14 protein-coding genes are annotated in these 9378 nt (G+C 39.5%); 2 read left to right on the top strand and 12 right to left on the bottom strand.

The features are described from left to right. Positions 1-176 precede the first annotated feature (176 nt). A complete protein-coding gene (locus R7O03_RS22040; protein ID WP_318132039.1) occupies positions 177-530 on the bottom strand; it encodes a DUF6404 family protein in 354 nt (117 codons plus the stop codon). Positions 531-837: 307 nt separating this feature from the next. Between R7O03_RS22040 and R7O03_RS22045 the strand changes: the two genes are divergently transcribed. Then, positions 838-1434 (top strand): hypothetical protein, encoded by a 597-nt coding sequence (locus tag R7O03_RS22045; protein ID WP_021485168.1) that lies wholly within the window; start codon positions 838-840, stop codon positions 1432-1434. A gap of 146 nt (positions 1435-1580) precedes the next feature. Here the strand turns inward: R7O03_RS22045 and R7O03_RS22050 are convergent, their stop codons facing one another. From R7O03_RS22050 to R7O03_RS22110, 11 genes are all read right to left on the bottom strand, one after another. Further along, positions 1581-2402 (bottom strand): HNH endonuclease, encoded by an 822-nt coding sequence (locus R7O03_RS22050; protein ID WP_213894478.1) that lies wholly within the window; start codon positions 2400-2402, stop codon positions 1581-1583. A 195-nt stretch (positions 2403-2597) separates the two neighbouring features. Beyond that, positions 2598-2978, bottom strand: a complete 381-nt coding sequence (locus R7O03_RS22055) for a DUF4087 domain-containing protein (protein ID WP_046875139.1) — start codon at positions 2976-2978, stop codon at positions 2598-2600. A gap of 149 nt (positions 2979-3127) precedes the next feature. Next, positions 3128-3598, bottom strand: a complete 471-nt coding sequence (locus tag R7O03_RS22060) for a GNAT family N-acetyltransferase (protein WP_239939218.1) — start codon at positions 3596-3598, stop codon at positions 3128-3130. 153 nt (positions 3599-3751) lie between these two features. Then, the gene (locus R7O03_RS22065) at positions 3752-4087 is read right to left on the bottom strand and encodes a zinc ribbon domain-containing protein YjdM (RefSeq protein WP_318132040.1); all 336 of its coding nucleotides are present in this window, start codon (positions 4085-4087) and stop codon (positions 3752-3754) included. A gap of 252 nt (positions 4088-4339) precedes the next feature. Beyond that, a complete protein-coding gene (locus tag R7O03_RS22075) occupies positions 4340-4747 on the bottom strand; it encodes a hypothetical protein (protein WP_318132041.1) in 408 nt (135 codons plus the stop codon). A gap of 111 nt (positions 4748-4858) precedes the next feature. Then, the gene (locus tag R7O03_RS22080) at positions 4859-5251 is read right to left on the bottom strand and encodes a hypothetical protein (protein ID WP_000884724.1); all 393 of its coding nucleotides are present in this window, start codon (positions 5249-5251) and stop codon (positions 4859-4861) included. A gap of 155 nt (positions 5252-5406) precedes the next feature. Beyond that, on the bottom strand, positions 5407-5844 hold the full coding sequence (locus R7O03_RS22090) for a GNAT family N-acetyltransferase (protein ID WP_140059237.1): 438 nt from the start codon (positions 5842-5844) through the stop codon (positions 5407-5409). 146 nt (positions 5845-5990) lie between these two features. Continuing rightward, positions 5991-6215 carry a hypothetical protein gene (locus R7O03_RS22095; protein ID WP_031857218.1) on the bottom strand — a complete coding sequence of 75 codons (225 nt, stop codon included), beginning with the start codon at positions 6213-6215 and terminating at the stop codon, positions 5991-5993. A 177-nt stretch (positions 6216-6392) separates the two neighbouring features. Next, positions 6393-6791, bottom strand: coding sequence for an SMI1/KNR4 family protein (locus R7O03_RS22100; protein WP_031857246.1), 399 nt, complete (start codon positions 6789-6791; stop codon positions 6393-6395). Between the two features lie 143 nt (positions 6792-6934). Next, on the bottom strand, positions 6935-7681 hold the full coding sequence (locus tag R7O03_RS22105; RefSeq protein WP_193280822.1) for a hypothetical protein: 747 nt from the start codon (positions 7679-7681) through the stop codon (positions 6935-6937). Positions 7682-7866: 185 nt separating this feature from the next. Next, positions 7867-8145 (bottom strand): hypothetical protein, encoded by a 279-nt coding sequence (locus R7O03_RS22110; protein ID WP_020840791.1) that lies wholly within the window; start codon positions 8143-8145, stop codon positions 7867-7869. Between the two features lie 914 nt (positions 8146-9059). Between R7O03_RS22110 and R7O03_RS22115 the strand changes: the two genes are divergently transcribed. After that, complete coding sequence (locus R7O03_RS22115) at positions 9060-9188, top strand: hypothetical protein (RefSeq protein WP_262647480.1); 129 nt, start codon at positions 9060-9062, stop codon at positions 9186-9188. The last annotated feature ends 190 nt before the right edge of the window (positions 9189-9378 follow it).

The raw sequence follows: 9378 nt of genomic DNA on the forward strand, positions 1-9378 counted from the left end.
ATCTGCCGAAAAGTAATTTCCATACTTACCTTTTCCTTCAAGCACCTAACGCCCTGTTAAGGGGTGAGCAACGCAATACCGATGCCGCCGCATACCACCTTAAACACTAAAACCAACGCATAGTGAAAATGCCACGCGTTGCGAATCCCTCTTGAACAGTTTGTTAGGTTTTGGGCTTATTCTCCCAATGAACCCCAGTCTGTTAGATTTAATTGCTTGCGCCTAATGTAGTAGAAGGTTGCCATAACTAAACCAAACAATGCGCCAGTAAGTAACGAGATATAAACTGTTTCTAAAACTGGTTTATCTAGCTCGTTCCACACAAGAAACCATTGGAAGATTCCCCAAACAGGAGCAAAGAAAACCACACAAAGCATAACGTTTGCGAAAAAGCTCTGATAATAAGGTGGCCGAAAACATAGTCCAAGTTTACGTAACAACTGTACAAGTGGAGGATTGTAGTTCGACTTCCAAACACCTTTGTCACTTAATTCTTTGTGCGCAAGTTGTAGTTTCGTTTCATAATCCATGATCCAAAATCCTCGAATTCGATGTTTTCCGCGGAGAAACCTAACGCCGCGTTAAGGGGTGAACAACGCCACCATCTAGCCAAAACCATTGTGCCGTAAACACTAAAGCCGAATCAAACTGAAAATGCCAAGCGTTGAGAATCCCTCTTAAACGCCTTGTTAGCCACTACTGTGCGCAGAAAACATACACCTAGACTCACAGATTTATATGCAAGTTGATGAAATAACCACTTTGACTCAATGGTTACATTGCATTCAATTGCACTTAAAATTAACGTGATATTGCCCCAAAAAATGAGGAATACATATGCCAGAATTAGGTGTATCCGAGTTTTCTACGATTGTAGTAGCGTCAGGAAAACCAAAGCAAACAAAGATTAGAAGCTTATCGAAACGCGGTCCATACGCTTTTTACAAAGATTATTATTTGCCGCTTCGAACAGCCATTAAGCACTTGTTCACTAAGAAAAGACATATTTCATATCTTTACGAAGTCTGCCGCAAGCAAAAAGACTCACGTAAAAAAGTTAACTATGAGTTGGTAGCTAATCATTTTAGGGACTGGCAGTCTGGTAAAAACATAACTGCTTTTACACCACCAAGAGATTACTATAACTACTCACGTACAAGTATAAACTGCAATCCCGAGTTACACGTCGTGTTACACGGGCAACCCAGATTAGTCAAACTTCACTTCAGCGGCTCCGACAAGATGACTCAAGAACGTGCAAACATTATTTGTGCATTGACAGAGGAAGCCATCGGTGATCATGAGTTCGAGTATTCAGTCCTAGATCTTACAACAGGAAAAGAGTTCTTTTTTAATGGTGACTATGAAAAAACGTTCATTCGCATTAATAAAGAGATCAAGAATCTTGAAGAGTTTTGGGAAGAAGCAGCATAACCAAAGGACATGGACGTCTTTTGTATGGCTAACGCCCTGTTAAGGTGTGAGCAACGCAATAACTAAGCTTCCGCATACCACCTTAATCACAAAAACCAACGCATAGTAAAAATGCCACGCGTTGCGAATCACTCTTAAACAGCTTGTTAGCAGTCGCCTTTAAATACTTTCTCGTTATGAAAGCACATAAATTCTTTATGCTCAGGACTAAATTTATTTTCCCTGATTTTCATATTTTTGTTGATACCAAACATCTCACGCTCATCAACACTCAAAATGTCCGAAATTATTATATTTCCAGAACGATCAAAGCTAATGTAACCTTTATCAAAAGCTTTATCTAAGTTGGGGGTTAGCAGCAGTCCATTTGTTACTGATAAAGCTTCACTTATAGAACTTTCGCTCCATGGCTTTATATGTGATGCGATTAAAAGAGACGGTTCTGAAAAACCAGTTACAGAACAAGACTGCCAGTAATCAATTTGATTTTTTCGAAACTGGCCTTGACCTAACCTAGCTTGAATTACTGCCTCCCGATATTTTTCACCACTGAGCCTGACTTCTGCATCTCGAATATCATCAACGATGCTCTTTGCGGCTAGGTTTTTCTTTACCAATCCTAACTCCTCTAGGAGCTCAGACACTTCAGAACGTAACTTCCACACATAACCAGAAGAACGATTGTGTGATGTTTCATCGCAAACAACAAAGGTCCATACTGGCTTTCCATCTCTGATAATATTGGGGATGAAGCCAGATTTTTCACTTAACTTTCTCGCAAAACTACCATACTGCTTGTTCGCTATTTCGTATGATTCGTAACCCGCAGCTTTTGCTAAATTAATTGCGGAGATCAACTGCTCTTCAGCATAGTAATGCTGCCTTAACATCTTAAGTCCATTTTGCACTTCAGTGGAATTATCATTACTCAGTTCAAACAATGCATTCTTCAATCTAGCCTTATCCATAAAACTTTCTCATATGAGTTTGTGTTTATTGATATTAGCTCAAAAGTCACAGGTAACAATTTAGACTGCTAACGCCCTGTTAAGGGGTGAGCAACGCAATACAAACGCCGCCGCATACCACCTTAATCACTAAAACCAACGCATAGTAAAAATGCCACGCGTTGCGAATCCCTCTTGAACAGTTTGTTAGGCGAATTACTTAAAAGGAAGTGGAATATCTTTCGTTATGGATATGTCCTCTAAACACTGCTTCAAAGGTAACTGCTTGGATTTATAGATTGTTGTAATCGAATTTTGCTCTTCGTCTACGTCCACTGTTAAGCAAGCACAACTAAAACCATAGTTTCGATTTGTTCTAACAAATTCATTTTCATTTGCAGTCGCTTGATAAAGCAGTTCCATCGATTTATCGTCCAATGCATTTGAAGTACCTTGGACTGATATATCCCATGAGCCATCGCGATCAATCAACCACATATTGGCAGGAGAAGGATTTTCAAGCCATCCACATCGAGTCTCTTCTGCCGTCGCAGCTAATGTGGAAAACATCCCCAAAATAACAATCAAAAATCTCATTATTTACTCCATTCGCCTAACGCCTTGTTAAGGTGTGAGGCACGCAATACCTAAGCTTCCGCATACCACCTTAACCACTAGAACTAACGCATAGTAAAAATGCCACGCGTGCCGAATCACTCTTGAACAATTTGTTATGTAGCCGACTTTCAGGTTAGTGCTTTCTGTCCAATTTGGATCTTGGGCTCAATACCAGCTTTGCGATACAAAGCTAGAGCTGATTCATTGAAAGAATATACTTCTAACCACAGCTCTTCTCCGCCGTTAGAAATAGCCCTTTCCTCAAATGCCGCTATTAGCGCCACTCCAACACCTTGACTCCTAAAGCATGAATCCACAACAATCTGTTCAACGTTTGCGATCTTTCGCTCTTTGAGAGTCCAAGACTTACGAACCCATAGCTCACCAAAAACAAAACCTACTAACTGCCCTTTGCTTTCGGCTACCAGAAAAATCGAGCTTTCACTTTTGATTATCTTGTGTAGGTCTATTTTTTGTTCAATTTCTTCCGGTGATAAAAAGTCATCAGGTAAATTTGCTTGATGATACTCATTAAGCTGAAACTGTAGTTTCTTGATAACACTGATATCTTCAATGCGAGCTTGCCGAATATTTAACATATATAAATCCTTTTAACTTACCGTCCTCTCGCGGCTACATAACGCCGCATTAAGGTGTGAGCAGCGCTTGGCTATACTTGAGCGAAGCGAAAGCGCCAAGCGTTGCGAATCACTCTTAAATGCTTTGTTATGGCGATACTTAACTTCGCGAGCCTAAGCTTTTTTCACGAACGCCGCTGTTACCATCATTTCTCCAGCACCATCGACCTTGCAGTCGAGTTGGTGGTCTTTACTATCAAAAATACGCCTGACAACTGCTTTTGTACCGATTTTCAACACCAGGGAGCTACCTTTAACTTTAAGATCTTTTGCCAAAGTAACTCTGTCACCCTCGGCTAACAAAGTACCATTTGCATCCTTAACATTAATAAGTTCATCTTGGGCAACTTCATCAGGGTTCCACTCAAACACACACTCCGGACAAACCAAGTTAGCTTGATCTTGATACACATGCTCAGACTGACAATTTGGACAAGGAGGGAATGACATAAACTTTCAACTTTTCGATTAACAGTTGATATATGATAAGTTGATAACGCTCGATTAGCGAGAGGCATGGCACTATATTTAGTAATACCAACTGTGCTACCTAACTCGAATTATTCCGAAAGCCATAACGCCCAATTAAGGTGTGAAGCACGCAATGACCAAGCCGCTGCATTGCACTTCAACACCGAAACCACCGCATACCAAAAATGTCACGCGTGCTGAATCACTCTTAAATTGTTTGTTAGGTGTTTTTCACCAAAACTGCCACCACTTTTTAGGTTTAGAAGACTCTGTTACTTGTGAATTTTCTGGGTTTGGCGAGTCAGGTTCAGAATTAAACATCTCTGTAATCATGGCTTCAAAAGCTGGTGTACTAACTTGTTGCAATGTAACCAGAGCTTGCTTTACATTTGGTTCGATCGAATCTGCGTTAAAGCCATTGGCTACTGCCTCTTCCATACACCAACGTTCAAGCTTTGGCGTGTTAAAGGAGAGCCTGACACTATTTGAATTATCGCGATCAACCCAAAAATAAATGGCTGGATAATCTCCTTTGGGCAACGAAGATACTCCATCAAATTCACCAATATATTCAGGAACTGATTGCTCTTCTTTATTCATCCTATTGTGTAACAATGGAAATAAATCTACGTGTTCCATGAATTTCTCCTTTTTATGACACCTAACGCCGCATTAAGGTGTGAGCAGCGCTTGGCTATACTTGAGCGAAGCGAAAATGCCAAGCGTTGCGAATCACTCTTAAATGCTTTGTTAGAGCACTTTGCTCTGTGTCACCAAGTCAAAAGCTTCGTTAACTTTTTTCCCAAGCGAAATCTGTTTGATTCCTGCAGGAACATGTAAGAACAGTGGAAAAATAGCCCAAAAAAAGAATAGCCCAATAACAACAAACAACCATCCACCTACTACTTGGGCATCATACTTACCAAATACTCCCTTTGTGTGGTTATTGTAAGCATAGGCAATAAACTTACCTGTTTTTGAGTCCCGCTCGCCGACAACAGTAACTTCATCATTACGATTAATAACCCAAGCATCAGATACTTGAAGTTCGATTACACAATTATTTTCACTTAATTCAAACTGTACCTTGGTTTTAGTGACCGCTTTGAAATTAATAACCTTACCAACTAATTTATCTAACATTATTTTGTTAACTCTATGTTACTTTACTAGGAGTACTCTAACGCCCTGTTAAGGGGTGAGCAACGCAATACCGATGCCGCCGCATACCACCTTAAACACTAAAATCAACGCATAGTGAAAATGCCACGCGTTGCGAATCCCTCTTGAACAGTTTGTTAGGCTTGTAGCTCCAACAACTGCTCAGCCCCAGAGCTTTTCACGACTTCAAAGCCCAACTTCAAATACAGTTGCTTAGCTGGATTCGTTTCAATCACGTTTAACCCAACCTTAGATTTCGTTGTTTCCGCTTTAGCAATTAGGCCAAGAATTAGCTTACTGCCTATTTTCAAACCTTGAAACTCAGGAGAGATCTGGATTTGAACCAAATACCAATAGTTAAGTTCTTCGGTGTATGTGGCTTTGAACAACCCAATAGGCTTACCATCCAATTCAACGATTTGCGCATGAGGAAACTCAAAGCGTATTCTCTTTTCATATTCTTCGGTACTCGTTGGCATACCTGCTTCTTCTAGATACTGCCTCATCGTTTTATCACGTAATGACAGCAAGAAAGGAATATCTGTCTCGCCCGCCCGTCTAAGGGAAATATCCATGTTTCCTCCAAAAGCCTAACGCCCTGTTAAGGTGTGAGCAACGCAATACCGATGCTTCCGCATACCACCTTAAACACAAAACCCAACGATGGAATGGAAAGTGCCAAGCGTTGGGAATCACTCTTAAATGCTTTGTTATGTGTAAGTTAGAGTGCAGCAATTATACTTTTCAGTTGCTCAATTGCTTCTGGTGAGAACCTGACTGATTGGCTCTTTTTACCGATTTCCTGTCGCTTTGTTGAGCCATATGTGTCGACTTGAAGATATTTTTCACCATTATCACCGACTACTACTGTGTATGTGGCGTTCACTTCAGAATGACTAGAATCACGTTCAAGAGTTATGTTTTCCATTTGTCTTACAATAGCCATAGTTACCCCAGTCTTTGAATTAAAACTCAATATATAAACCAATATGAATATAGAGTCTCATTTGTATGTGGGTAGTCTCACTGACACATAACGCCGCATTAAGGTGTGAGCAGCGCTTGCCTATACTTTGAGCGAAGCGAAAACGGCAAGCGTTGCGAATCACTCTTAAATGCTTTGTTATGCATTTAGTCGTTCTTCGGGTGAAAAGCTATCGTTCACAAACTTTAAGAATTCACAGCTTATAATTTTCGCTTGTTCCCAACCTAAATCACTAGAATCAACGACATAAAAGCCAGATATAACACCACCTTCAATTCTGGCCACGCAAATATTCCCATTACCATCTAAGCAAATTGGCATTGCGCCAGACATATCGTGCTTTACCCCATAAATATCTTCGCCGTATATCTCCGACAAAGAAAAGAACTGTAACTCTTTGAACCCAAAATAGACTATAGGGCCATCGCTAACACTCCACCAATTCAACATACTTTCAGGAAGAGTTATTTGAAATATAGTTTCTAACTTGTATATTTCTTCCTGATTTGCGCCTACAGGTCTATCTATAAATTCCATGAAGCCCTCTGATGCATAACGCCCAATTAAGAGGTGAACAACGCCTCCACACAAACCTAAAGCATTGTGTCATAAACACTAAAACTGAAGTAGAAGCAAAAGTGCCAAGCGTTGTGAATCCCTCTTAAATTGCTTGTTATGCTTTACTTCACGACAAACTTAAGTTTAAACCAATTTGAAAGCTCTTGTTTTTTTAAAACCCTACGTAGTGCCTTCTTTCTTTTTCGATACTTTTTAGTATTCATTAGTCTGAACATTGATATTTTATATAATACTTTAAGACACCAAGGCATATCTCTAGAATTATACATAGGTTGAGGATCTATATTTCTAACAAGTTTTATTAATTTATATTTTTCCTGAAAGTCAAAAATATGCGTCTTAATGACCACTTGTCCACCACCAAGTCTCGTTAATGAACTGACAATGCCTTGCATTTCATAAATCATATTCTCCCTATCTTTTAGAGAAAAAGAGTCTCTAAGATGTAAGCTTCCTGATATTTTACTATTGAACAACAACTTCCATCGATTAACTTCTAGAACGATTTGACCATCATCGTCTAACAATACTGATTTATATATACTAAAGAAGTATAAATGTATAGCTATGAATATGATAGCCTCCATCGGAGAAGACCACGAAAGCTGTACGCAAGCTGAAAAACCCTCTATACCCCCAGTGCAGTAGCTTATATCTCCAATCAAATAGTTAATTGCCGTCGCAATATTTACAAAGAGATAAATGACAACAAAAAATAAGATGGACTTTATAAAATCCCTTCTATTAGACTGATTTAGATTATATGCAAAATAATAAGGCCTTTTAACTTTCTTGCTAAAAAACAAAAAGAAAACAAGAAGAATCAAAGCAATCAAAATTAAAAACATAAACGCAAAAAATTTGGAAAAAGATACTTTACCAGAAAAGTAATGACTTGGGAAAATATTCTAAAGCATAACGCCCTGTTAAGGGGTGAGCAACGCAATACCAAAGCCACCGCATACCACCTTAAACACTAAAACCAACGCATAGTGAAAATGCCACGCGTTGCGAATCCCTCTTGAACAGTTTGTTAGGCGACATTTCTACGTTTAACTTCTTTCTCATACGAAGATTCGTTGTATAGCCAAATAGCCCAAAATGCGAAAAACATCCCGATCGTGTAAATTGAGTAATTAAGAGCATTATCCGATAAGAAAATCGTAATGCTTGCAGCATCAGAAGATGGATAAAGGAAAATAACATTAAAAATCATGTACAAAATGGCTGTGACGAAAGTTGTTCTGAAAAGCCAATTTAAACATCCTTTCTTTCGCGATTTTTGCCAATTATCAAATGCTTTACCATTCATTAATCCACTCCTTTTCTGTTAACTGAAGCTAGATTCACGCCAAGATACTATCCACTAGTCTATCGTTTGTCTCATGTCGCCTAACGCCTTGCTAAGGTGTGAGTAACGCAATACAAAAGCTACCGCACAGCGCCTTAATCACATAAGCCACCGCAAAGTAAAAATGCCACACGTTACGAATCACTCTTAAGCAATTTGTTAGTACATGCGCTACTTCTATTTATGCGCTCCAAGATATTGAAAACTGAGATGATATGAAAGGCTTTGAACACTGAAGTGAGACGGGCAGCGACAAAACTTTACCCCGATTGAAAGACGAAAGTTGGCTAGAAGAAAAACGCACTGAACTGCCCTACTTTCACTTGCTTCAAATTAGAAAAGGATTCTTTCCTCGTACTTCAACAGCCACAACAAAAGTAATCAAGGTTCTCTCAAAAGCCACCACGAAAATGAAGAAGCACCAAAGAAATAGGCTAAGAGTTAGAAGCCGTAAACGATGAAATCAAAGCGAACACTTCGCATATAGTGCCACCGGAAAGAACGTGAAAGGCACTAACTGAAAGGTGTAAATACGAGCGCCAAAACAGATAAACACCAAAACTTATGACCTTTGATGTCAAACCCGTACTAACGCCCTGTTAAGGGGTGAGCAACGCAATACCGAAGCCGCTGCATACCACCTTAAACACTAAAACCAACGCATACTAAAAATGCCACGCGTTGAGAATCACTCTTAAACAGTTTGTTAGCTTACTAACCATCTGTATCTACTAAACTTGCCAACACAGCGTTTTAAGCCAACGACATATCCACAAATTTTAAATGGAAATAGAACACCAGTCACTGTCCATACGCATGAATACGAATATATTATTTGCGAGAGATTTGCTCTTATACTTTTAAGGAATACAACTATGGCTCTTAAACCAGGTCCAAAACCAATCGCAAAATCAACAGGGAAGCCTGACCAACGCAGACGTGACAACAAAAAGACTCCTGGTAACACTCCAGGGCTAAAACCTAGCAAGTCATCGAGTAAATAACTTGTGATGCCAAAGTGAGCTACTGCCTAGGTAGCTTACTTATTTAAAGATATTTTGTCATAGCTCCAGTAAGCTAACGCCTTGTTAAGGTGTGAGGCACGCAATACCGATGCTTCCGCATAACACCTTAACCACCAAAACCAACGCATAGTAAAAATGCCACGCGTGCCGAATCACTCTTGAACAATTT

It is taken from the genome of Vibrio sp. Vb2960, assembly GCF_033337665.1.
Lineage (GTDB): Bacteria > Pseudomonadota > Gammaproteobacteria > Enterobacterales > Vibrionaceae > Vibrio > Vibrio alginolyticus.

Bases quoted from the DNA above. Each gene is read 5' to 3' on its own strand.
- R7O03_RS22075 (WP_318132041.1), bottom strand. From the start codon at position 4,747: ATGGAACACGTAGATTTATTTCCATTGTTACACAATAGGATGAATAAA.
- R7O03_RS22060 (WP_239939218.1), bottom strand. From the start codon at position 3,598: ATGTTAAATATTCGGCAAGCTCGCATTGAAGATATCAGTGTTATCAAG.
- R7O03_RS22110 (WP_020840791.1), bottom strand. From the start codon at position 8,145: ATGAATGGTAAAGCATTTGATAATTGGCAAAAATCGCGAAAGAAAGGA.
- R7O03_RS22080 (WP_000884724.1), bottom strand. From the start codon at position 5,251: ATGTTAGATAAATTAGTTGGTAAGGTTATTAATTTCAAAGCGGTCACT.
- R7O03_RS22100 (WP_031857246.1), bottom strand. From the start codon at position 6,791: ATGGAATTTATAGATAGACCTGTAGGCGCAAATCAGGAAGAAATATAC.
- R7O03_RS22090 (WP_140059237.1), bottom strand. From the start codon at position 5,844: ATGGATATTTCCCTTAGACGGGCGGGCGAGACAGATATTCCTTTCTTG.
- R7O03_RS22115 (WP_262647480.1), top strand. From the start codon at position 9,060: ATGGCTCTTAAACCAGGTCCAAAACCAATCGCAAAATCAACAGGGAAG.
- R7O03_RS22105 (WP_193280822.1), bottom strand. From the start codon at position 7,681: ATGTTTTTAATTTTGATTGCTTTGATTCTTCTTGTTTTCTTTTTGTTT.
- R7O03_RS22055 (WP_046875139.1), bottom strand. From the start codon at position 2,978: ATGAGATTTTTGATTGTTATTTTGGGGATGTTTTCCACATTAGCTGCG.
- R7O03_RS22045 (WP_021485168.1), top strand. From the start codon at position 838: ATGCCAGAATTAGGTGTATCCGAGTTTTCTACGATTGTAGTAGCGTCA.
- R7O03_RS22095 (WP_031857218.1), bottom strand. From the start codon at position 6,215: ATGGCTATTGTAAGACAAATGGAAAACATAACTCTTGAACGTGATTCT.
- R7O03_RS22040 (WP_318132039.1), bottom strand. From the start codon at position 530: ATGGATTATGAAACGAAACTACAACTTGCGCACAAAGAATTAAGTGAC.
- R7O03_RS22065 (WP_318132040.1), bottom strand. From the start codon at position 4,087: ATGTCATTCCCTCCTTGTCCAAATTGTCAGTCTGAGCATGTGTATCAA.
- R7O03_RS22050 (WP_213894478.1), bottom strand. From the start codon at position 2,402: ATGGATAAGGCTAGATTGAAGAATGCATTGTTTGAACTGAGTAATGAT.